Annotated in this window: 20 protein-coding genes; 12 read left to right on the top strand and 8 right to left on the bottom strand. The window is 68.6% G+C overall.

Annotated features, from left to right (window positions below; genetic code table 11):
- The gene (locus EV645_RS15015; RefSeq protein ID WP_130444138.1) at window positions 1-1,182 is read right to left on the bottom strand and encodes an amidohydrolase; all 1,182 of its coding nucleotides are present in this window, start codon (window positions 1,180-1,182) and stop codon (window positions 1-3) included.
- 287 nt (window positions 1,183-1,469) lie between these two features.
- Between EV645_RS15015 and EV645_RS15020 the strand changes: the two genes are divergently transcribed.
- The 6 genes from EV645_RS15020 to EV645_RS15045 all read left to right on the top strand — a co-directional run bounded on the left by EV645_RS15020 (window position 1,470) and on the right by EV645_RS15045 (window position 8,378).
- Window positions 1,470-2,549, top strand: coding sequence for a BMP family lipoprotein (locus EV645_RS15020; protein WP_130444140.1), 1,080 nt, complete (start codon window positions 1,470-1,472; stop codon window positions 2,547-2,549).
- Between the two features lie 97 nt (window positions 2,550-2,646).
- Window positions 2,647-4,197 carry an ABC transporter ATP-binding protein gene (locus tag EV645_RS15025; RefSeq protein WP_130444142.1) on the top strand — a complete coding sequence of 517 codons (1,551 nt, stop codon included), beginning with the start codon at window positions 2,647-2,649 and terminating at the stop codon, window positions 4,195-4,197.
- On the top strand, window positions 4,198-5,394 hold the full coding sequence (locus tag EV645_RS15030) for an ABC transporter permease (protein WP_130444144.1): 1,197 nt from the start codon (window positions 4,198-4,200) through the stop codon (window positions 5,392-5,394). It abuts the gene before it with no gap.
- Window positions 5,391-6,680 carry an ABC transporter permease gene (locus EV645_RS15035; protein ID WP_130444146.1) on the top strand — a complete coding sequence of 430 codons (1,290 nt, stop codon included), beginning with the start codon at window positions 5,391-5,393 and terminating at the stop codon, window positions 6,678-6,680. Before EV645_RS15030 ends, EV645_RS15035 begins: the two co-directional genes overlap by 4 nt.
- Window positions 6,681-6,711: 31 nt before the next feature.
- Complete coding sequence (locus EV645_RS15040) at window positions 6,712-7,101, top strand: cytidine deaminase (protein WP_242000527.1); 390 nt, start codon at window positions 6,712-6,714, stop codon at window positions 7,099-7,101.
- A complete protein-coding gene (locus EV645_RS15045) occupies window positions 7,101-8,378 on the top strand; it encodes a thymidine phosphorylase (RefSeq protein WP_130444150.1) in 1,278 nt (425 codons plus the stop codon). Before EV645_RS15040 ends, EV645_RS15045 begins: the two co-directional genes overlap by 1 nt.
- A gap of 192 nt (window positions 8,379-8,570) precedes the next feature.
- Here the strand turns inward: EV645_RS15045 and EV645_RS15050 are convergent, their stop codons facing one another.
- The 4 genes from EV645_RS15050 to EV645_RS15065 form a co-directional block, all read right to left on the bottom strand.
- The gene (locus tag EV645_RS15050) at window positions 8,571-9,215 is read right to left on the bottom strand and encodes a hypothetical protein (protein ID WP_130444152.1); all 645 of its coding nucleotides are present in this window, start codon (window positions 9,213-9,215) and stop codon (window positions 8,571-8,573) included.
- A 124-nt stretch (window positions 9,216-9,339) separates the two neighbouring features.
- Window positions 9,340-9,939, bottom strand: coding sequence for a uridine kinase family protein (locus EV645_RS15055; RefSeq protein ID WP_198681637.1), 600 nt, complete (start codon window positions 9,937-9,939; stop codon window positions 9,340-9,342).
- Window positions 9,940-9,961: 22 nt separating this feature from the next.
- On the bottom strand, window positions 9,962-10,753 hold the full coding sequence (locus EV645_RS15060) for a phosphotransferase (RefSeq protein WP_242000427.1): 792 nt from the start codon (window positions 10,751-10,753) through the stop codon (window positions 9,962-9,964).
- Between the two features lie 6 nt (window positions 10,754-10,759).
- Window positions 10,760-11,725, bottom strand: a complete 966-nt coding sequence (locus tag EV645_RS15065; RefSeq protein ID WP_198681638.1) for a sugar-binding transcriptional regulator — start codon at window positions 11,723-11,725, stop codon at window positions 10,760-10,762.
- A gap of 115 nt (window positions 11,726-11,840) precedes the next feature.
- On the opposite strand from EV645_RS15065, the gene EV645_RS15070 reads away from it, so the two are divergent.
- From EV645_RS15070 to xylB, 5 genes are read left to right on the top strand one after another with little or no spacing between them, the layout of a single operon-like run.
- Complete coding sequence (locus EV645_RS15070) at window positions 11,841-13,202, top strand: ABC transporter substrate-binding protein (RefSeq protein ID WP_242000428.1); 1,362 nt, start codon at window positions 11,841-11,843, stop codon at window positions 13,200-13,202.
- Window positions 13,203-13,214: 12 nt separating this feature from the next.
- Complete coding sequence (locus EV645_RS15075) at window positions 13,215-14,177, top strand: carbohydrate ABC transporter permease (RefSeq protein ID WP_130444156.1); 963 nt, start codon at window positions 13,215-13,217, stop codon at window positions 14,175-14,177.
- The gene (locus EV645_RS15080; RefSeq protein WP_130444158.1) at window positions 14,174-15,019 is read left to right on the top strand and encodes a carbohydrate ABC transporter permease; all 846 of its coding nucleotides are present in this window, start codon (window positions 14,174-14,176) and stop codon (window positions 15,017-15,019) included. Before EV645_RS15075 ends, EV645_RS15080 begins: the two co-directional genes overlap by 4 nt.
- Before the next feature lie 44 nt (window positions 15,020-15,063).
- Window positions 15,064-16,479 carry a mannitol dehydrogenase family protein gene (locus tag EV645_RS15085; protein ID WP_242000429.1) on the top strand — a complete coding sequence of 472 codons (1,416 nt, stop codon included), beginning with the start codon at window positions 15,064-15,066 and terminating at the stop codon, window positions 16,477-16,479.
- A 9-nt stretch (window positions 16,480-16,488) separates the two neighbouring features.
- The gene (gene xylB, locus EV645_RS15090; protein ID WP_130444162.1) at window positions 16,489-17,904 is read left to right on the top strand and encodes a xylulokinase; all 1,416 of its coding nucleotides are present in this window, start codon (window positions 16,489-16,491) and stop codon (window positions 17,902-17,904) included.
- 38 nt (window positions 17,905-17,942) lie between these two features.
- Here the strand turns inward: xylB and EV645_RS15095 are convergent, their stop codons facing one another.
- Window positions 17,943-19,199 carry a sensor histidine kinase gene (locus EV645_RS15095; RefSeq protein ID WP_130444164.1) on the bottom strand — a complete coding sequence of 419 codons (1,257 nt, stop codon included), beginning with the start codon at window positions 19,197-19,199 and terminating at the stop codon, window positions 17,943-17,945.
- Complete coding sequence (locus EV645_RS15100) at window positions 19,196-19,888, bottom strand: response regulator transcription factor (RefSeq protein WP_130444166.1); 693 nt, start codon at window positions 19,886-19,888, stop codon at window positions 19,196-19,198. The genes EV645_RS15095 and EV645_RS15100 overlap by 4 nt, the downstream gene beginning before the upstream one ends.
- Window positions 19,889-19,962: 74 nt before the next feature.
- On the opposite strand from EV645_RS15100, the gene EV645_RS15105 reads away from it, so the two are divergent.
- Window positions 19,963-20,460, top strand: coding sequence for a YkvA family protein (locus EV645_RS15105; protein WP_130444168.1), 498 nt, complete (start codon window positions 19,963-19,965; stop codon window positions 20,458-20,460).
- Window positions 20,461-20,685: 225 nt separating this feature from the next.
- Here the strand turns inward: EV645_RS15105 and EV645_RS15110 are convergent, their stop codons facing one another.
- Complete coding sequence (locus EV645_RS15110; RefSeq protein WP_130444170.1) at window positions 20,686-21,429, bottom strand: sulfite exporter TauE/SafE family protein; 744 nt, start codon at window positions 21,427-21,429, stop codon at window positions 20,686-20,688.
- Window positions 21,430-21,466 lie beyond the last annotated feature (37 nt).

Genomic DNA, 21,466 nt, shown 5'->3' on the forward strand with positions numbered 1-21,466 from the left:
TTAATCCAACAACGCGACTGAGGTCAGGACGGTGGTGCCTAGGGTTATGGCTTCTTCGGAGGGGGTGAAGCCGGGGGTGTGGAGGTCGGCGGCGGTTTCTGCCGAGGGGTGGCGGACGCCTAGGCGGGCCATGGCGCCGGGGACGTGTTCGAGGTACCAGGCGAAGTCTTCGCCGCCGAGGCTCTGGTCGGTGGGCGCGATCGCGCTGGAGCCGAGCGTCTGATGTACGGCGTTCTGCAGGACCCCGATCGCGGTCGTGTCGTTCACGACGGGCGGTACGCCGTGCGTGACCTCCGTGTCGACCTCTACGCCGTACGGGCGGACGATCTGCTCGGCCAGCGAAGGGATCAGCTCCTCGGCCAGCCGCCAGGCGTTGGCGTCGAGGCAGCGCAGGGTTCCCTCGGCCTCGCCGCGCGAAGGGATCGCGTTAGCGGCCGAGCCGGACGTGATGCGGCCCCAGACGAGCGACATGCCGGCGCGCGGATCGACCCGCCGCGACAGCGCAGCGGGAAGCTCGGACACCAGAGTCGCGAGCGCGTAGACAAGGTCCGCAGTCAGATGAGGCCGCGACGTGTGACCTCCCGGCCCGGTCAGTCGCACCAGGATCCGATCGGCAGCCGCGGTCAGCGCGCCCACCCGCAGCCCGACCTGACCGACCTGCAGCCGCGGGTCGCAGTGGAGCCCATAAATACGGCGGACCCCGTCGAGTCCGCCGGCTGCGATGACGCCGAGTGCTCCGCCCGGCATCACTTCCTCCGCGGGCTGGAAGATCACCCGCACCCGCCGGTCCAGCTGCCCGTCGCGCGCCATCCCGGCCAGCACCAAAGCAGCACCGAGCAGAGCCGACGTGTGTACGTCGTGCCCGCAAGCGTGAGCCACCCCGTCGATCGTCGACCGCCACGGCGCGTCCACGCCGTCGGGCACCGGCAGCGCGTCGATGTCCGCCCGCAGCGCGACACACGAGTCGCCGGCGCCGATGTCGCAGATCAGGCCGGTCCCGGTCGGCAACACGCGCGGGGACAGCCCGGCTTCGACCAGCCGCTTCTCGAGGAGCTCGGTCGTCCGGACCTCGTGCCACCCCAGCTCCGGGTGCGCGTGCAGATCCCGCCGTACGTCGACCATCTCCTCGCGGACCGCCTCGACCCGCGCGAGTACGTCCGCGACCAGCAACTGATGACTCATCCCGCGATTGTGCACCAGAGTCGGTCGAAGCCCGACCGCGACGACCACAGTCCGTGAGAGCCACCACGGAGCGTGCACACCGTGACGTGGGTGGCGCAGCCGGTGACCATACCGGAGAAGTTGTCGAAATGTGACGAGAATGCCGGTCACTTTCCGGTATCGAGGCCTGCGCGACGTTCAAAGAATGACGGGGCGCGCCCTATAGTCTGCGGATGCGGCACGTGGGGGAAGGCGTGCCGGGCAGATGCAGTGGCACAGGTTTTTCTGGTCGACGAAGGAGACGTCCGGTGAAGAAGTACGTGCGGGGAACGGCGATCGTGGGCGTACTGACGCTCGCCGTCGCCGCTTGTGGCAGCAAGCCGAGCGACAGCGCGAGCTCCGGCAGCAGCGCCAACAAGGACTTCAAGGCCTGCATGGTCTCCGACTCGGGGGGTTTCGACGACAAGTCGTTCAACCAGACCTCGTACAAGGGCCTGCAGGACGCCGTGAAGGAGCGTGGCCTGACCGAGGTCAAGGCCGAGTCGAAGTCTGACAACGACTACACGACGAACATGACCGCGATGGTCAGCGCCAAGTGCAACGTCATCGTGGCCGTCGGGTTCAAGCTCGAGGACGCCACCGAGGCGGCCGCCAAGGCGAACCCGAACATCAAGTTCGCCATCGTCGACTCCGCGCCGAAGGCGCCCATCGCGAACCTGAAGCCGCTGCTGTTCAACACCGCGCAGTCCAGCTTCCAGGCCGGCTACCTGGCCGCCGCGATGACGCAGTCCGGCAAGGTCGGCACGTTCGGCGGTCTGCAGATCCCGACCGTGACCATCTTCATGGACGGCTTCGCCCAGGGCGTTCGGTACTACAACACGCAGAAGAGCAAGAACGTCCAGGTGCTCGGCTGGGACGACCAGAAGCAGAAGGGTCTGTTCACCGGCGACTTCGAGGACAAGGCCAAGGGCCAGAACAACGCGCAGAACCTGATCACCCAGGGCGCGGACGTGCTGTTCCCGGTCGCCGGCCCGTCGGGTCTGGGCGGTCTGCAGGCGGCCAAGGCCAGCAACGGCAAGGTCAACGCGATCTGGGTCGACACCGACGGCTGCATCAGCGCCGAGGAGTACTGCTCGGTGCTGATGAGCAGCGTCGAGAAGGGTATGGACGTCGCCGTGAAGGACGCGGTGATCTCGGTCGTCGACAACAAGTTCGACAACACCCAGTTCACCGGCACCCTGCAGAACGGCGGCACGGCGATCGCCCCGTTCCACGACTTCGACAGCAAGGTCCCGGCGGACGTGAAGTCCGAGCTGGACACGATCAAGGCCGACATCATCAGCGGCAAGATCACGATCGAGTCGAAGGTACAGCCGAAGGCGTCCTGATCGATCGCGCATTCGCGTAGTACGGTGCGAGCCAGGAAGGCAGCGGACCCACCGGTCCAGCCTTCCTGGCTCGCCGTCTGAAGGGGAGGCTGCCCGCATGCATCTCGAGCTGTCCGGCCTGACCAAGAGCTTCGGCTCGCTGGTTGCCAACGACCACATCGACCTGGTGATCGAGCCGGGCGAGATCCACTGCCTGCTCGGCGAGAACGGGGCCGGCAAGAGCACGCTGATGAACATGCTCTACGGGCTGCTGCAGCCCGACGAGGGCGAGATCCTGATCGACGGCGAGAAGGTGAAGATCACCTCGCCGAGTGACGCGATCAAGCACGGTATCGGCATGGTGCACCAGCACTTCATGCTGGTCCCGGTGTTCACCGTCGCCGAGAACATCATGCTCGGCCGGGAGAACACCCGGGCCGGCGGCGTACTGGACCGGAAGAAGGCCGACGCACTGGTCACCGAGCTGTCCGACCGGTACGGCTTCGAGGTCGACCCGGAGGCGCTGATCGAGGACATCCCGGTCGGCGTGCAGCAGCGGGTGGAGATCATCAAGGCGCTCAGCAACGACGCCCGGGTGCTGATCCTGGACGAGCCGACGGCGGTGCTGACCCCGGCCGAGATCGACGAGCTGATCGGCGTGATGCGCCAGCTCAAGGAGACCGGCACGTCGATCGTCTTCATCACCCACAAGCTCAAAGAGGTCAAGGCGATCGCGGACAAGATCACCGTGATCCGCCGCGGCAAGGTGGTCGGTCAGGCCGAGCCGTCGGAGACCGAGGAGCAGCTCGCCGAGCTGATGGTCGGCCGCGCGGTCGACCTGGTCGTCGACAAGGAGCCGGCCCAGCCGAAGGACGTCGTACTGCGGGTCGAAGGGCTGACCGTGATCGACGAGCGCGGGTTCACCGCCGTCGACGACGTGGACCTGGAGGTCCGGGCCGGCGAGATCCTCGCGGTGGCCGGTGTCCAGGGCAACGGTCAGACCGAGCTCGCCGAGGCGCTGCTGGGGCTGATCCAGATCGCGGCCGGGAAGATCTCGCTGGACGGCGAGGACCTGACCGGCAGGTCGACCAGACAGCGGCTCGAGGCCGGTATCGGGTACGTCCCGGAGGACCGCGCCCACGACGGCTTCGTCGGCTCGTTCACGGTCGCCGAGAACCTGATCCTCGACCTGTTCCGCAAGGCGCCGTTCGGCAACGGGCTGGCGCTGCGGACCGACGAGATCGAGAAGAACGCCGAGGCCAGGGTGGCGGAGTTCGACATCCGCACCCAGAGCATCGACCTGCCGGTGTCGTCGCTGTCCGGCGGCAACCAGCAGAAGGTCGTGCTGGCCCGCGAGCTGTCCCGGCCGCTGAAACTGCTGGTCGCCTCGCAGCCGACCCGCGGTGTCGACGTCGGCTCGATCGAGTTCCTGCACGCCCGGATCGTCGAGGAACGCGACAACGGCACCGCCGTCCTGATCGTGTCCACCGAGCTGGACGAGATCGCCGCCCTGACCGACCGGGTCGCGGTGATGTACCGCGGCAAGGTGGTCGGCGTCGTACCGGCCGACACCCCGCGCGACGAGCTCGGCCTGATGATGGCCGGCGCCTCCAAGTCCGAGGCGCACGACGTCGCGATCGAGAACCCGACCACGTTGGGAACCATCTAGATGAGCACAGAGACAACGGTCGAGCCGGCCCCTGTACCGGCCAAGGAACCACAGCGCTCGGGCCTGCCGTCGTGGGCGATCCAGGGCCTGGTCTCGCTGAGCGCGATCGTACTGGCCCTGGTGGTCGGCGCGATCCTGATCATCGTCACCGACGACCAGGTGAAGACCGCCATGGGGTACTTCGGCGCCGCGCCGATGGACACCATCTCCGCGGCCGCGAGTGCCGTCGGTGAGGCCTACAAGGCGCTCGCCCTCGGTGCGTTCGGCTCGGTCACCGCGATCAGCGAATCGTTGACCCAGGCAACGCCGCTGATCTGCGGCGGCCTGGCGGTCTCGCTCGCGTTCCGCACCGGGCTGTTCAACATCGGCGCGCAGGGCCAGCTGATCGCCGGCGCGATCCTGGCGGCGTACGTCGGCTTCGCCTGGCACCTGCCGGCCGGTCTGCACCTGATCGTGGCGATCCTCGCCGGGCTGCTCGGCGGCGCGCTGTGGGGCGGTGTCGTCGGGCTGCTGAAGGCCCGCACCGGCGCGCACGAGGTGATCGTGACGATCATGCTGAACTACGTCGCGATCTATCTGCTCGCCTGGCTGCTGACCACGTCGGCGTTCCAGCGGCCCGGGCGGACCGACCCGATCTCGCCGATCGTCGACTCCAACGCGCAGTACCCGCAGTTCGGCGACACCCGGCTGCACGGCGGCTTCATCCTGTCGGTGCTGGCCGCGATCTTCGTCTGGTGGCTGCTGAACCGCTCGACGATCGGCTTCGAGCTGCGCGCCGTCGGAGCGAACGCCGACGCATCCCGGACAGCCGGTATGTCGGTCGGCCGGGCGTACATCATCGCGATGGTCGTCGCCGGCGCGCTGGCCGGTCTGGCCGGGACCCAGCAGGTGCTCGGGACGGACCTGCCGCTGACCGACGGCGTCGCGGCATCGGTCGGCTTCGACGCGATCACGGTCGCGCTGCTCGGCCGCGGCACCCCGCTCGGCACGGTCCTCGCCGGTCTGCTGTTCGGCGCCCTGAACGCGGGCGGTCTGCAGATGCAGCTGATCACCCAGACCCCGTTGACGCTGACCACGGTCCTGCAGGCCGTGATCGTGCTGTTCGTGGCAGCCCCGGCTCTGGTGCGCTCGATCTTCCGCTTCCTGCCCAAGGAACGCGGCAGCGGCGCCGTCCTCGCGAAAGGCTGGAACGGATGACCGAGACGACTCCCGACGCGGTGCCCGCGGCGCCCGCGAAGCCCAACGTCATCGAGGCGCCGGCCGATCGGACCCGGCGGTTGCGGGTCGGCGGCCTGATGCTGGTGTTCGCGCTGATCGGGCTGCTGCTGGCGATCTTCACCAAGAGCGGCAAGGCGACGTTCCAGCTGGTCTCCGGCGATCTGCAGAACAACCTGCTGCATCTGCCCGCGCAGGCCGTCGGTCTGCTGCTCGGCATCCTCGGCGTCGGTGCGGCCGCGGCGTACATCGTGCGCCGGGTGCCGCAGCGGTACGCCGGCTGGCTGGCCGCACTCCTCGGCATCTGCTTCATCGGCGCGTTCCTGTGCTGGGCCTCGGCGGGCAAGACGTTCCCGCTGGCGAACCAGTTCCAGGGCACGCTGAACTTCGCCACCCCGCTGATCCTCGGTGCACTCGCCGGTGTGCTGTCCGAGCGGGCCGGCGTCATCAACATCGCGATCGAGGGCCAGTTCCTGACCGGCGCGTTCACCGCGGCCGTCGTCTCGAGTACGACGGGCAGCGCCGCGGCCGCGCTGATCGCCGCGGCCGCGACCGGTGTGCTGATGGCAGCGCTCCTCGCGGTGTTCTCGATCAAGTACCTGGTCAACCAGGTCGTGCTCGGGGTCGTGCTGGTGGTCTTCGCGACCGGTATCACCGGCTTCCTCTTCGACGAGTTCCTGCAACCGGACGCGAACAAGCTGAACACGCCGGAAGTGCTGTCGGCGGTGAAGATCCCGGGTCTGGCCAGCATCCCGTTCTTCGGCCCGATCCTGTTCAACCAGACGATCCTGGTGTACCTGACCTATCTCGCGGTCGCGGTCGTCACGTTCGTGCTGTTCCAGACCCGGTGGGGCCTGCGGATCCGCGCGGTCGGCGAGCACCCGAAGGCCGCCGACACGGTCGGTATCAACGTCAAACGGATCCGGTACTCCGCCGTACTCTCGGCCGGCATCCTGGCGGGGCTCGGCGGCGCGTTCTTCACGGTCGGGTACGCCGGTTCGTTCTCGAAGGAGATGACCGCGGGCAACGGGTTCATCGCCCTGGCCGCGCTGATCATGGGCCGCTGGCACCCGATCGGCGCGACGGTCGCGGCGCTGTTCTTCGGGTTCGCCACCCAGCTGCAGTCGCAGCTACAGATCATCCAGACCCCGATCCCCGGCGAACTGTTGCTGATGGCCCCGTACCTGGCCACGATCATCGCCGTAGCCGGCCTGGTAGGCAGAGTGAGAGCACCAAAGGCCGATGGTGAGCCCTACGTCACCGAATAGCCCGGATGGTGTGATGGGGGATGCTGGCGTGGTGGATGTCGATTGGGTTCAGCTGCGGGCGGCTGCTGTCGAGGTGATGGGGCGGGCCTACGCGCCGTACTCCGGGTTTGCCGTTGGGGCGGCCGCCTTGGTGGACGACGGGCGGGTTGTTGCTGGGTGCAACGTTGAGAACGCCTCGTACGGGCTGACGTTGTGTGCGGAGTGCGGGCTGGTTTCCGAGCTTCACCGGACCGGCGGCGGGCGGTTGGTGGCGTTCAGCTGTGTGGACCACCACGGGGATCTGCTGACGCCGTGCGGGCGCTGCCGCCAGCTGCTGCACGAGAACGGCGGGCCGGGTCTGCTCCTCGAGACACCGACCGGACCGCGTCCGTTGCGCGAGTTGTTGCCCGACGCGTTCGGGCCGGAGGACTTGGAGAACTGATGAGTTTCGACGCGGTGGATGTCATCCGGGCCAAGCGGGACAAGGGCGAGCTGAGCGACGGGCAGATCGACTGGGTGATCGACGCCTACACCAAGGGCGACGTCGCCGACGAGCAGATGTCCGCGCTCGCGATGGCGATCCTGCTGAACGGGATGAACCGGCGCGAGATCGCCCGCTGGACCGCGGCGATGATCGCGTCCGGCGAGCGGATGGACTTCGGCAAACTGTCCCGGCCGACCGCGGACAAGCACTCGACCGGCGGCGTCGGCGACAAGATCACGTTGCCGCTGGCACCTTTGGTGGCGGCGTGCGGGGTCGCCGTACCGCAGCTGTCGGGCCGGGGCCTCGGCCACACCGGCGGGACGCTGGACAAGCTCGAGTCGATCCCGGGCTGGCGGGCCGCGCTGTCGAACGACGAGCTGATGCGGCAGCTGGAGGACGTCGGCGCGGTGATCTGCGCGGCCGGTGACGGCCTGGCTCCGGCCGACAAGAAGCTGTACGCGCTGCGTGACGTGACCGGCACGGTCGAGGCGATCCCGCTGATCGCCAGCTCGATCATGAGCAAGAAGATTGCCGAGGGCACCGGCGCGCTGGTGCTGGACGTGAAGGTCGGCTCCGGCGCGTTCATGAAGGATCTGGCCGATGCGCGCGAGCTCGCCGAGACCATGGTTGCGCTGGGCACCGATGCCGGCGTGAAGACCGTTGCCTTGCTCACCGACATGTCCGTGCCGCTCGGCCTGACCGCGGGCAACGCGCTCGAGGTCCGTGAGTCGGTCGAGGTGCTGGCCGGCGGCGGTCCCGCCGATGTGATCGAGCTGACCGTTGCCCTGGCCAAGGAGATGCTCGCCGCGGCCGGCGTGACCGACATCGACCCGGCCGAGAAGCTGAACGACGGTACGGCGATGGACGCCTGGCGCGCGATGATCTCGGCCCAGGGTGGCGATCCGTCCGCGCAGCTCCCGGTCGCGCCGGAGCAACACGTCGTACCGGCCCCTGCGTCTGGCACGCTGTCCAAGCTCGATGCGCTGGCCGTTGGTGTGGCTGCGTGGCGGCTCGGGGCAGGTCGGGCTCGCAAGGAGGACCCGGTGTCAGCGGTGGCCGGGGTCGAGATGCACGCGAAGCCGGGCGATCAGGTGCGGGAAGGTCAGCCGTTGCTGACCCTTCACACGGATGACCCGAGCCGGATCGAGCGAGCGCTGGAGTCCCTGACCGACGCTGTGGCGGTTGCGGACTCCTACACGCCTGGCCCGTTGGTGATCGACCGCGTCACCGCCTGACCCCCGCCGGCCCCGCCCCGCCCCCGCCGGCCCCGCCCCCGCCGGCTCCCGCTCACAAACCCACACGACCGTCTCAGGGGTCAACCCCCGAGACAGCCGCTTGCCCCCTGAGAATCTGAGTGGGCAACCGACCAACTCGGGGGTTGGCCCCTGAAACGTCCGGGGGGCTCTCAGCTGAAACGTCCGGGGGTGTCAGCTGGAGGTCGCGGTGAAGCGGGCTCGCTGTTCCTTCGCGAGTGCTGTGACGAGTGCGGTGTCCGGGGTGAGATTGCTGCCTATGGGTCCCACCTCGCGGACGCTGATCTCGACGACCATCGGCCCGACGGTGAGGCTGGCCTCGGCGACGGCGGTGGACTGGGAGGTGCCGCCGTCGAACTCGACCCGGGCGTCGGACAGCGCGCCAGGGAGGTCGAACGGGTGCTCGTGGGTGTCCTGGTTCCAGAAGCCCCTCTGGAGGACCACGGCCTTGCCGGCCGAGCCGGTCTTGAACAGCTGCAGCGTGAAACGCTTCTTCTTGTCGGGGCTCAGCCGGGACGCGCGGTACCCCTCGACGAAGCCGGCGTTCAGCAGCAGGGCGCGGTCCAGCGCGGGGTCGGCGGACCAGGTGTTCAGGAAGCCGGTCGCGGTGAACGGGCCGGTAGCGTTGGCGCGCGGGTCCGCGGCATAGCCGCGGGGCAGTACCGCGAGCCCGACGAGCGAGCCTTTCGCCTTCTCAGCCGGGCCGGACAGCGAATGCTTGGCCGCCGGGGTGTCTGCGGCGGAGGCAGACGCTCCGTCTTCACTGCCACAGGCAGTCACAGCCAGCAGCAGAGCGGTTACTACAACGGCAGCGCCCACGGCTTGACTCCGCGCAGTCCGCGTCACGGTCCCTCTCCGTCCAGCTACTCGCCCCCGAGCGCATCTGACAGTTCCGGTGCCGATGCCATCAGAAGTTGGTTAACTCCAGGCAAACAGTCTTGTTTTATTGGGACGTCGACGGAGTGAGAAGCGTCTCGATCCGGCGGCGGGCGGCCTTCGGATGGAGTGGTTCGCAGCCGGCTTCGACGCAGCGCCGTACGACGGCGGGGTCGTCGCGGAGCAGCAGGAGCCCGCGCCGGAGCAGCGTGAGCGGGGGTTTGCGGTGCTCGCGGAGGTCGCGCTGAAAGCGGCGGAAGAACGTGACGAGCCGGTGGTGACGGACGCAGATCGCGGCGCCGAGCAGGTCGCGATCGCGGAGCGCGCCGACGATCTGGTCGGCGAAGATGCCCTCAGCAACGATCAGCGCCGAACCGCCGGTGGTGACGGGCCGGTGACCGACGGTGCCGTCGGCGGCGATGTCGTAGATCGGGAGGTCCGCGGCCCCCGTCGTACACAGTTGCTCGAGCGCCGCGACCGCACGCTCGCCGTCCCAGGACCGTGGGTCGTCCCAATCGACGATTCCGAGCGGGGACCGCGGCATCGCCTCGTCGTCCCCGTCCCGGTAGAAGTCGTCCAGCCGCACCACCGGCAACCCCACCAACTCCGCCAGCCGCGACTTCCCCGCCCCCGAGGGCCCCGCCAACAACACCACCCGTGAACGCACCCCCACATTCTCCGCCACGAGATCAGAGCAGGGCGCGGCGGAGGTCGTCCGCGTGCTGTTCGAACCAGGTGTTGGTGCGGTTGGTCAGTTCGGATTCGCCGGTGGTCCAGCGTTGGTGGAACCAGGGGTGGCCGGATTCGGCGCCGTGGCGGACGTAGGCCATGCACCAGATGTGGTTGTCGGCGGCTGCGTCGACCAGGCGGAGGCGGTCGGGGTCGGTCAGGCCGTAGGCGTCGGCGAAGCGGCGGAGGCGGGTGAAGGATCGGCCTCGGCGTACGTCGTGGATGTCTGCGTCGGGGCGGAGCGGCGCCCAGAGGCGGACTGCGGTTGCGACGTCCCAGAGGGGTGACCCCGGGCCGGCGAGGTCGAAGTCGATGAGGGCGACCGCGACGCCGTTGCGGAAGACCACGTTGTCCAGGTTCGGATCGTTGTGGCTGATCAGCCCGGTGACGTACGCCGACGGCACCGGCTCGGCCCACTCCAACCCGACGGGCCGGAAGTCCGCCACCGCCTCGTGGTACGCCCGCAGCAGGCGCGCCACGCTGTCCAGCGCCTCGTCGGTCATCGACCAGTCCGGGTACGGCGTGGTGACCGTCTCGCCGCGCAGGTACGACAACACCTCCCGGCCCTGCGAGTCGATCCCGAGCAACCGCGGCGCGCCCTCGAACCCGACCCGCTCCAGGTGTTCGAGCAACGCATGCGTGGCCAGGCTGCTGGGGCGCAACGGACGACGGACGGTGTCCCCGACCCGCACGACCAGCCCACGGTTCGCAGTACCGCCGAGCAAGTGGGTCTCAACCTCGGGCAAGGGCATCGCGGGTCAGTTTGTCTCGTTCAGCAGGGCCTTCGCCAGAGGTGCGTGGGTAACGATCCCGTTGACCAGCCCGCTGCGTACGGCGGCGCGCACCGCCGCGACCTTCGCCAGCCCGTACGGGATCGCGATCACCTCGTCGATCTTGTCCATCTGCTCGGCATTGATAGCGATCACCCGATCGGTGACGCGGCTCTGCACCGGCTCGCCGTCCGCGTCCACGAACACCCCGGAGATATCCGCGACCACGCCGCGCTTCTCCAGCTGTTCACAGGCCTTCTCGTCCATCGCGTCGTACAGCGTCGACTGCCCGGCCGCCCACGACCCGAGCCCGACCACGGCCTTGCTGACCGAGTCGAAGTGGCTGATCGCCTCCGCGACCTCCGGCTGCTGCCGCAATGCCCGCGCCGTCGCCGCATCGGGCACGACCAGCGGCGCATAGAACAGGTACGCCGGTCCGCCCGACAACCGCGCCGTGTGGCGCACCAGTTCGACCGAGTTCGCCTCGACGTCCGGTCGAGTGAGCGCACCCGTGAGCTGGACGACCGGCACGGGGGCGAGTGTCGTCAACTGCTCGGTCATCGCCGTCACCGCGCGAGCCCACGCAAGGCCGAGGACGTCCTCGGCGGTGACGATCTCCGACAAGAGATCAGCGGCCGCCTTGCCGAGCTGGGTCCGCAGGGCGGGCTCGTCGACCTCTGGTGTGTCGACCACGATCGCCCGCCGCAGGCCGAGCGCCTCCTGCAGCTGGACCGACAGCTCCAGGTCGATGGCCCCGGGGTGGCTGATCTCGATCCGCACCAGCCCACTGCTGCGCGCCTGGTCGAGCAACCGCGCGACTTTGAACCGGCTGAGCCGGAATTCGTCCGCGATCTCCACCTTCGACCGCCCGTCGACGTAGTACCGCCGCGCGATCGACGCGGTGAGCACCAGCTGCGCCGGACCGAAGGACTCCATCAAAGCCTCCCCGCTCATATGAGCACCATCGGACCCAAGTGTTGCACAGACCCTTGACAGGTCAAGTCCGTTCCTAGTTCACTCATCCTGTGAGCAGAGGCCTGCTCAAATGAGCGCAGCGAGGGAGCGGCTAGTGCCCGGACGAAGGCTTACGGCGGTCGGCATCGCACTTGTTCTCAGCGCGGCCAGCGGGTGCGCCGGCTGGGGTGGTGGCGCCGGTGGCGGCGACAGCGCCGACAGCATCAACGTGCTGATGGTGAACAACCCGCAGATGGTCGACCTGCAGAAACTCACCGCCGACAACTTCACCAAGCAGACCGGCATCCACGTGAACTTCACCGTGCTCCCGGAGAACGACGTCCGGGACAAGATCAGCCAGGAGTTCTCCAGCCAGGCCGGTCAGTACGACGTGGCGTCGGTCAGCAACTTCGAGATCCCGATCTATGCCAAGAGCAAGTGGATCGCCCCGCTGTCGGACTACATCGCCAAGGATGCGTCGTTCGACCAGGACGACATCCTCAAACCGATGACCCTGTCGATGACCGCGGACGACGGCAAGATCTACGGCGAACCGTTCTACGGCGAGTCGTCCTTCCTCATGTACCGCAAGGACATCCTGGCCGCCAAGGGCGTGACGATGCCGGACAAGCCGACCTGGCAGGAGGTCGCGGATATCGCGGCCAAGGTCGACAACGCCCAGCCCGGGATGCGCGGCATCTGCCTGCGCGGCCAGCCCGGTTGGGGTCAGCTGTTCGCCCCGCTCACCACCGTCGTGAACACCTTCGGCGGCACCTGGTTCACCCAGGACTGGCAGGCCCAGGTCAACTCGCCCGCGTTCACGGAGGCGACCAAGTTCTACGTCGATCTCGTCCGTGCGCACGGCGAGGCGGGCGCACCGCAGGCCGGCTTCACCGAGTGCCTGAACAACACCATCCAGAGCAACGTCGCGATGTGGTACGACGCAACCTCGGCGGCCGGCTCGCTCGAGGCGCCGAACTCGCCCGTGAAGGGCAAGATGGGTTACGCGCCGGCTCCGGTCGTGAAGACCGACAGCTCCGGCTGGCTGTACGCGTGGGCCTGGGGTATCCAGGAAGCCTCGAAGAAGAAGGACAACGCCTGGAAGTTCATCTCCTGGGCCTCCGGCAAGGACTACGAGAAGCTCGTCGGCGAGAAGGTTGGCTGGTCCAACGTTCCGGCCGGTAAGCGCGCGTCGACGTACGAGATCCCGGAGTACGTGAAGGACGCGTCCGCGTTCGCCGGGCCGACCAAGTCGGCGATCGAGAACGCCGACCCGAAGAACCCGGGCGTCCAGCCGCGGCCGGCGCCGGGGATCCAGTTCATCGACATCCCGGAGTTCCCGGACCTCGGGACCCAGGTCAGTCAGGACGTGAGCTCGGCGATCGCCGGGCGGATGAGCGTCGACAAGGCTTTGAAACGCGGGCAGACGCTCGCCGACGACGTCGCCGAGCGGTACCGCTCGCGCGCAGCGAAGTGAGGGGTGCGGCTCATGAGCATTGACGCCAAGAAGCCCGCGGCCGTGAAGCCGAACCGGCGTGCGGCGCCGCCCGGCTCGGAGGGCACGATCATGCGCAAGGCCGGTGACTGGGCCCGGCGCGGACCGTTGCTGCCGGCCCTGGTGTTCATGATCATCGTGACCCAGTTGCCGTTCGTGGTCACGATCATCGTGTCGTTCATGAACTGGAACGCCTACTACCCCGATGAGCGCGGGTTCGCCGGGATCGACAACTTCCGCCGGGTGCTGACCGACGTGAACACCCGGCACGCGATCTGGGTGACGATCCTGCTGACCGCGGGCGTCGTACTGATCAGCCTCGTCCTCGGTCTGCTGATCGCACTGCTGCTGGACCGCAAGTTCCGCGGCCGCGGTGCGGTCCGGACGATGATGATCACGCCGTTCCTGGTCGTGCCCGTCGCCGCGGCGCTGCTGTGGAAGCACGCGCTGTACAACCCGACGTACGGCCTGTTCAACGGCGTGCTGAAGTGGATCTTCGGTGACAACGCGCCGCAGCCGGACTGGATCAGCAACCAGCCGTTGTGGTCGATCATCTTCGCGCTGGTCTGGCAATGGACGCCGTTCATGATGCTGATCCTGCTGGCCGGTCTGCAGAGCCGTCCGCTCGACGTGATCGAGGCGGCCGGGATCGACGGCGCGAACCAGTGGGAGATCTTCCGCTACATGACGCTCCCGCACCTGCGGCAGTACCTCGAGCTGTCCGCGCTGCTCGGCTCGATCTACGTCGTACAGAACTTCGACGCGGTCTTCACGATCACGTCCGGCGGCCTCGGTACGGCGAACCTCCCGTACACGATCTACCAGACCTTCTACACCGCACACGACTACGGCCGCGCGTCCGCCGCCGGCGTCATCGTGGTGATCGGCACGATCGCGATCGCGACGTTCGCGCTGCGGTCGGTGTCCACGCTGTTCCGAGAGGAGACCGGTAAATGAGCGGTCAAGTCACGATCGTGACCGGCAAGAAGAATCGCGGTGGTGGGTTCGTCCTGTCCGGGGTGGCCTGGATCGTCGGCATCCTGTTCGTGCTGCCGGTGCTGTGGATGCTGCTGACGTCGTTCCACTCCGAGGAGAACGCGGCGAAGAACCCGCCGGACGTCACGGCGCCGCTGACGCTCGACGGCTACCGGTCGTTCTTCGACAGCGGACCATGGCCGTCGATCGCGAACTCGCTGACCGCGAGCATCCTGTCCACCGCGCTGGTCATCCTGCTCGCGTTCCCGGCGGCGTACGCGCTGTCGATCCGGCCGGTGAAGAAGTGGACCGACGTGCTGTTCTTCTTCCTGTCCACGAAGATGCTGCCGGTGGTGGCGGGCCTGCTGCCGATCTACCTGTTCGCGCAGTCGGTCGGGTTCCTGGACAACATCTGGCTGCTGATCATCCTGTACACCTCGATGAACCTGCCGATCGCGGTCTGGATGCTGCGCAGCTTCCTGTCCGAGGTGCCGGTCGAGATCCTCGAGGCGGCCTCGGTCGACGGGGCGTCGCTGACCCGCACGCTGCGGTCGGTGGTCGCACCGGTCGTCACACCGGGTATCGCCTCGGCTGCGCTGATCTGCTTCATCTTCAGCTGGAACGAGCTGCTGTTCGCCCGGGTGCTGACCGGCACAGTGGCGCAGACCGCGCCGGTGTTCTTGACTGGGTTCGTGACCAGCCAAGGATTGTTCCTCGCCAAAGTCTGTGCCGCGTCGATCGTGGTGTCGCTACCGGTGCTGATCGCCGGGTTCGCCGCACAGGACAAGCTCGTCCAGGGTCTGTCGCTGGGGGCGGTCAAGTGAAACTTGCCACCGCTGCTCTCGATGCCCTGGGCAATGATGTCGGTGTGCCCTCCTACGACCGTACGGCGGTGACACCGGGGATCGTGCACTTCGGGGTCGGGGGCTTCCATCGGGCGCATCAGGCGATGTACCTGGACCGGCTGATGAGTGACGGGAAGGCGCTGGACTGGGGGATCGTCGGTGTCGGGGTGCTGCCTCAGGACCGGCGGATGGACGACGTCCTGTCGGCGCAGGATCACCTGTACACGCTGGTGATCAAGCACCCGGACGGGACCCTGGAGCCTCGGGTGATCGGGTCGATCGTCGGCTACCTGTTCGCGCCGGACGATCCGAACGCCGTGCTGGCCCGGATGGTCGACCCGGCGACGCGGATCGTGTCCCTGACGATCACCGAGGGCGGGTACCACGTGAATCAGGTGACGGGCGAGTTGGATGCGTCCGACCCCTCGCTCGCCGCCGACCTGGAGCCGGGCGCGACGCCGGGGAGCGCGTTCGGGTTCATCGTCGAGGCGCTGGCGCGGCGGCGGGCGGCCGGCGTACCGCCGTTCACCGTCATGTCGTGCGACAACATCCCGGGCAACGGGCACGTGGCGCGGAAGATGCTGTCGTCGTTCGCCCGGTTGAAGGACGCCGATATCGCGGAGTTCCTCGAGACCGAGGTCAAGTTCCCGAACTGCATGGTCGACCGGATCACGCCGGTGACGACCGACGCGGACCGGGAGGCGCTGGCTGAGCGGTTCGGGGTCGAGGACGGCTGGCCGGTGGTGTGCGAGCCGTTCACGCAGTGGGTGCTCGAGGACGACTTCGGTCTCGGCCGGCCGTCGTACGAGGACGTCGGCGTACAGATCGTCGAGGACGTCGAGCCGTACGAGCTGATGAAGCTGCGGCTGCTCAATGCCAGCCACCAGGCGCTGTGCTACCTCGGATATCTGGCCGGCTATCGGTACGCGCACGAGGTGTCTCAGGACAAGCTGTTCGTGGACTTCCTGCTCGGCTACATGGACGACGAAGGTACGCCGACCCTGCCGCCCGTGCCGGGGGTCGACCTTGATCGATACAAGCATCAGCTGATCGAGCGGTTCGCGAACCCGGAGGTCCGGGACACGCTGGCGCGGCTGTGTGCGGAGAGCTCGGACCGGATCCCCAAGTGGTTGCTGCCGGTGGTGCGCGAGCAGCTGGTGGCCGATCGCGAGATCAAGCGTTCGGTGCTGGTCGTGGCGTCCTGGGCGCGGTACGCCGAGGGCACGGACGAGCAGGGCGGTGCGATCGAGGTCGTGGACCGGCTGCGGGACAAGCTGGTCGAGCGGGCGCAGCACAACCGGGAGGACCCGCTGGTGTTCATCTCGGATCCGGATCTGTTCGGTGATCTCGCGTCGGACGAGCGGTTCGTCACGCAGTACAGGGCCGCTCTGAAGTCGCTCCACGAGATCGGTGCGCGCGCCACGCTCGAAGCCCTGTAGCGTCGGAGCATGACTGAGCTGAGGCTGGTCGCCGGGGTGGACTGCTCCACCCAAGCGACCAAAGTTCTGGTGTGTGACGCCGAGACCGGCGCGGTGGTTCGCGAGGGCCGGGCGCCACACCCGGATGCCACCCAGGTGGACCCCGCCGAGTGGTGGAAGGCGTGGGAGATCGCGTCCGACGGCCTGCTCGACGGCGTACAGGCGATCGCGGTAGGCGGCCAGCAACACGGCATGGTCCTGCTGGACGATGCCGGCGAGGTAGTCCACCCCGCCGTCCTCTGGAACGACACCAGCTCAGCCGACGCCACCGAAGAACTCGTCGCCGAATTGGGCGGCCCAGAGGCGTGGGCCGAAGCAATCGGCTCAGTTCCGGTGCCGAGCTTCACGGTCACCAAGCTGCGGTGGGTGCGCGACAAGGAGGCTGCATCCCGAGCCTCAGCCGTCGTGCTGCCGCATGACTGGATGACGCATCGGTTGGCGGCTGATCGGCAGGGGATTGACGGGATCACCACCGATCGCGGCGACGCGTCGGGGACTGGGTGGTGGTCGGCGGCGACGAACAGCTACCGCACGGACCTCGTCGAGCTCGCCTTCGGTCGACAGCTTGCGTTGCCTCGTGTCGCCGGGCCGGCGGAGATTGTCGGTGAGACCGCGTTCGGTGCGGCGATCGGCGCGGGCACCGGGGATAACGCGGCGGCTGCGTTGGGGCTTGATCTGCAGCCTGGGGATGTTGCTGTTTCGCTCGGGACCAGTGGTACGGCGTTCGCGCGGTCGGCCAACGCGACCGCGGACCCGACCGGCCTGGTTGCGGGCTTCGCGGACGCGACCGGCGAGTACCTCCCGCTCGTCTGCACGCTGAACGCGGCCCGCGTGATGTCCGCGACCGCGACCATGCTCGGCCTCGACCTGGCCGAGTTCGACGAGGCCGCGATCACCTCACCCGGCAGCGACGGGCTGGTGCTGCTCCCGTTCCTGGACGGCGAGCGTACGCCGGACCTCCCGCACTCCACCGGCCTGATCTACGGCCTGACCCGCGCAACCATGCAGCCCGCGACGATGGCCCGCGCCGCGGTCGAGGGCCTCCTCTGCGGCCTCGCCGACGCCGTCGACGCCCTCCGCGCCCAGGGCCTCCCCGTCCACCGGGTCCTCCTGCTCGGCGGCGGCGCCCGCTCCCGCTCAGTACAGGCCCTCGCCCCGGCCCTTCTGGGAGCCGAGGTCGTCCTCCCCGAACCAGCCGAGTACGTCGCCCTGGGCGCCGCCCGCCAAGCAGCGTGGGCCCTCACCGGCGCACTCCCGACCTGGCAGGTCCCCGTCGGCAAGCCCGAGCCGGCGATCACCGTCGACGCCGCCAAGATCCGCGCCAACTACGAGCAGGTCCTCACGAACACCCGTCAGCTCCTGTCGTCCCCGTACAACAGGGGCTGACCGGCCGCCGGCCACGGCGAGCTTCGGCGCTCGCCGGGTCAGCTGGGCCGCGGACCCAGCGGATCCTGCTCCGGCGGCGCCGGCGACCGGCGGGTGGTGCTGGTGAGCGAGCGCTCCGGTAGCCACAGAACGAACGTGCTGCCGACGCCGAGCTCCGAGTGCAGCGCGACGGTGCCGCCGTGAGACTCGGCGATCTGCCGGACGATGGCCAGACCGAGGCCGGTCCGGCGCTCACCACTGGACGGTACGGTCGCAGGCGCCTGCCTCTGTCCAGCGCGGAAGAAGCGGTCGAAGACCCGATCCGCGTCGTCGGCCGCGATACCAGGTCCTTCGTCGCGGACCGCGATCCACGCCCAGCCATCGCGGCTTCCGACCGCGAGGACGAGCTCGCTGCCGCCCCGGGCCAGCCGTACCGCGTTCGAGAGCAGGTTGTCGACCGCCCGCCGCAGCGCCGACGCATCACCGACAGTAGTCGGCCCCGGATCAAGCCGCAGTACGACGTGAAGCTCCCGATCCGCGGCGAGCAACTCGTACTCCTCGGCTGCTTCGCCGGCGATCGCGCCGAGATTCACGTCCGCATCGACGAACGCCGGCGACGAGCGGCGCGCGGAGGCGAGCAGATCCTCGACCAGCCGCGTCATCCGCTCGATCGCCCGGCTGACGATCGCGGTGGCCTGCGCCCGGTCCTCCGGTGGCGTGTCGTCATGCGCGAGTACGGCGTCGACGTTCGCCTGGATCACCGCGAGCGGATTGCGCAGCTCGTGCGACGCGTCGTCGACCAGTTGGCGCTGCGCCACGAACGCCGACTCCAAGCGGTCGAGCATGTCGTCGACGGTGTCGGCCAGGTTCCGCAGTTCGTCCCGCGGGCCGTCGAGCGCGATCCGCCGGGAGAGATCGGTCGCCGAGATCTCCTGTGCGGTCGCCGTGATCCGCCGTACCGGCCGAAGTGCCCGACCCGAGAGCCACCAGCCGGTGCCGAGGCTGACCAGGAACAGTCCGGCCATGCCCGCGGCCGAGTAGTCCCGCAGGCTCTGCAGCGTCTGGTAGTTCACCGCGGACTGCACACTCGACAACTCGGCCGCCTGGATCACCTGGCCCGGCTTGAGGTGCAATTCACCTTGGGCGTCCTTGTAGTACTTCTTCACCTCGATCTGGTTCAGCGGTTTCGGATCGAAGATCTGCTCCAGCGCGAGGTACACCCCGCCGAGCAGCAACGCCGACAGCGCGATCAGTACGGCGGAGTACGTCAGAGTCAGGCGGAACCGGATCGTCTGCCTCCAGGCAGGGAACTTCATTCGTCACCTCGGAGCCGATAGCCACGGCCGATCACGGTCTCCAGAACCGGTTCCTCGCCGTCCTGGGTGAGCTTGCGGCGCAGCGTCCCGACGGTCACGCGGACGCTTTGCGTGAACGGGTCGGCGTTCTCGTCCCACACATGCTCGAGCAGTTCCTCGGCCGAGACGACATGACCCGGGCGCGACATCAAATACCGCAGTACGCCGAACTCCTTCAACGTCAGCGTCAACTCGCGACCGGAGCGGGTGGCGAGGTGGCGGGACGAGTCGAGCACGAGCTCGCCGACGTGCAGCTGGGTCGTCCCGTTGGTGACGTCGCGACGCAGCAACGCCCTGATCCGCGCGAGCAATTCGACCAGCGCGAACGGCTTCGTCAGGTAGTCGTCCGCACCCTCGTCGAGCCCGCGGACGCGGTCGGCCAGCGAGGCGCGAGCCGTCAGCATCAACACCCGCAGTTCCCGCCCGGACGCAACCTCGATCTCGCCCCGCCGGACAGCGCGGCACAGTTCGAGGCCGCTGGTGTCCGGCAGCGTGATGTCCAGGATCGCCAGGTCGTACGCCGTGGTCGCGAGCTTCTCCACCGCCGCACCGCCGGTCGTCGCGGCGTCAACGGCGTACCCGGCCCGGCCGAGTCCGGAGCGCAACGCACTGACCAGCCCTTCCTCGTCCTCCACCACCAGTAGTCGCACGCCTCCAAGGTAGACGCGCCGGTCATAGGCCCGGCCCTCCGCTTTCGGCGGACTTTCGCGCCTACAGTTGGTGAATGGTGTACTTCGGTGGGTTCGTCGGGCTGGTCGGCCTGTTGACCCTGATCCTCCGGGACGGGGACGTGGCCGGGATGCCCGCGGCACTGGTCGGCGGCGTGCTGCTCGTGGTCGGCGTGGCGGTCGGCGCGCTCGACGTCGTACGGCGGCGTCGCGTCCGCCGGCGCAAGATCGCCAACGGCGAGCCGGTGCCGGTCGGGGACATCTTCCAGCGGGCCCGCGCCCTGCCGCGGCTGCTCCGGGACGTCCGCCAAGGCGCGTATGCCGACCTGCCGAAGAGCCGGCCGTTCATCTGGGTGCTGGCGCTGGTCTACCTGATCTCGCCGATCGACATCCTGCCCGACGTGCTGCCGCTGATCGGTGTGACCGACGACGCCGGCGTGGCCGTCTGGCTGCTCACCAGCGTGTCGACGGCCACCGGCCTGTACCTCAACCGCGAGCGTGAGCGTCAGCGCCTGGGCAATCGTGACCTCGGCAGCGGTGGACCCACACACTGATGTCAGCCGCCGCGTCCTCCGGATGCTCGTAGGCGAACAGTTGCAAGGAGTCCGTCGGCGCTGACGGATTGGCGAGGCGGTCGGCGGCTTCCATCAGCTGGTGAGCGGCCGCCACTACGCGAGCGGCTTGCTCGTGCGCCACGGCCGGATCCTCGAGCGTGACTGCGGCAGTCGCGAGATCCGCGACTTCGCAAGCCTGGTAGGCCATTGCCAACTGAGCGCGGTTCATCCGAACGCCCGCACGAAGAAGACGGCGGTCATCGCGATCGCGGTCGTGAGCACCAGCACGCGCAACACAGCCGGCGGCAGTCGGCGTACGACGTGGGCGCCGAAGTAGCCACCGACGACGGCGCCGGCGAGCAAGGCGACCAGGCGGATCGGCTGAGACAGTACGTCGGCAGCGAAGACGAAGATCACCGCAGCGGTCAGGTAGACGGCCGCGACCTGCATGACCCGCAGTGGATTCCCGCGGGCCGGGTCGAGCGAGGTCGTCGCGGTCCAGAACGCGAGCATCATCAGCCCGACCGCGCCGCCGAAGTACCCACCGTAGATCGCCAGCGCGAACTGCCCGGCCAGGACCGCCGCCGGGCCGGGTTGGCCCAGCCGCAGCGCGGCCGTCAACCGCCGGCCGAAGGCGAGGACGACGGTCGCGAACGCCAGCAACCACGGCACCGCGGCGTCGAAAGATGCCGATGGCAACCACAGCAGCAGGCCGGCGCCGATCGCGCCGCCGCAGACGCTGGCGAGAGTCAGCCGCGCCGGCGACGGATGGGCGAGCGCCTCGAACTCGCGGCGGTAGACCCATGCACTCGTCGCGTTGCCGGGCAGCAGGGCGACGGTCGTGGTCGCGTTCGCGGTGACCGGCGGCATGCCGGCCGCGACCAGCGCGGTGAGTGCCACGAAGCTCCCGCCACCGCCGATGGCGTTCAGCGCGCCGGCGGCGACACCGGCCAGAAGGATCAGCAGCACCCTTCGAGGATCAGGGTTGCAACCGCCTTCCACAATG

Source organism: Kribbella rubisoli, assembly GCF_004217145.1.
In the GTDB taxonomy this organism is placed as follows: domain Bacteria; phylum Actinomycetota; class Actinomycetes; order Propionibacteriales; family Kribbellaceae; genus Kribbella; species Kribbella rubisoli.

Bases quoted from the DNA above. Each gene is read 5' to 3' on its own strand.
- EV645_RS15060 (WP_242000427.1), bottom strand. From the start codon at position 10,753: ATGCCCTTGCCCGAGGTTGAGACCCACTTGCTCGGCGGTACTGCGAAC.
- xylB (WP_130444162.1), top strand. From the start codon at position 16,489: ATGACTGAGCTGAGGCTGGTCGCCGGGGTGGACTGCTCCACCCAAGCG.
- EV645_RS15025 (WP_130444142.1), top strand. From the start codon at position 2,647: ATGCATCTCGAGCTGTCCGGCCTGACCAAGAGCTTCGGCTCGCTGGTT.
- EV645_RS15035 (WP_130444146.1), top strand. From the start codon at position 5,391: ATGACCGAGACGACTCCCGACGCGGTGCCCGCGGCGCCCGCGAAGCCC.
- EV645_RS15095 (WP_130444164.1), bottom strand. From the start codon at position 19,199: ATGAAGTTCCCTGCCTGGAGGCAGACGATCCGGTTCCGCCTGACTCTG.
- EV645_RS15030 (WP_130444144.1), top strand. From the start codon at position 4,198: ATGAGCACAGAGACAACGGTCGAGCCGGCCCCTGTACCGGCCAAGGAA.
- EV645_RS15105 (WP_130444168.1), top strand. From the start codon at position 19,963: ATGGTGTACTTCGGTGGGTTCGTCGGGCTGGTCGGCCTGTTGACCCTG.
- EV645_RS15075 (WP_130444156.1), top strand. From the start codon at position 13,215: ATGAGCATTGACGCCAAGAAGCCCGCGGCCGTGAAGCCGAACCGGCGT.
- EV645_RS15015 (WP_130444138.1), bottom strand. From the start codon at position 1,182: ATGAGTCATCAGTTGCTGGTCGCGGACGTACTCGCGCGGGTCGAGGCG.
- EV645_RS15045 (WP_130444150.1), top strand. From the start codon at position 7,101: ATGAGTTTCGACGCGGTGGATGTCATCCGGGCCAAGCGGGACAAGGGC.
- EV645_RS15080 (WP_130444158.1), top strand. From the start codon at position 14,174: ATGAGCGGTCAAGTCACGATCGTGACCGGCAAGAAGAATCGCGGTGGT.
- EV645_RS15065 (WP_198681638.1), bottom strand. From the start codon at position 11,725: ATGAGCGGGGAGGCTTTGATGGAGTCCTTCGGTCCGGCGCAGCTGGTG.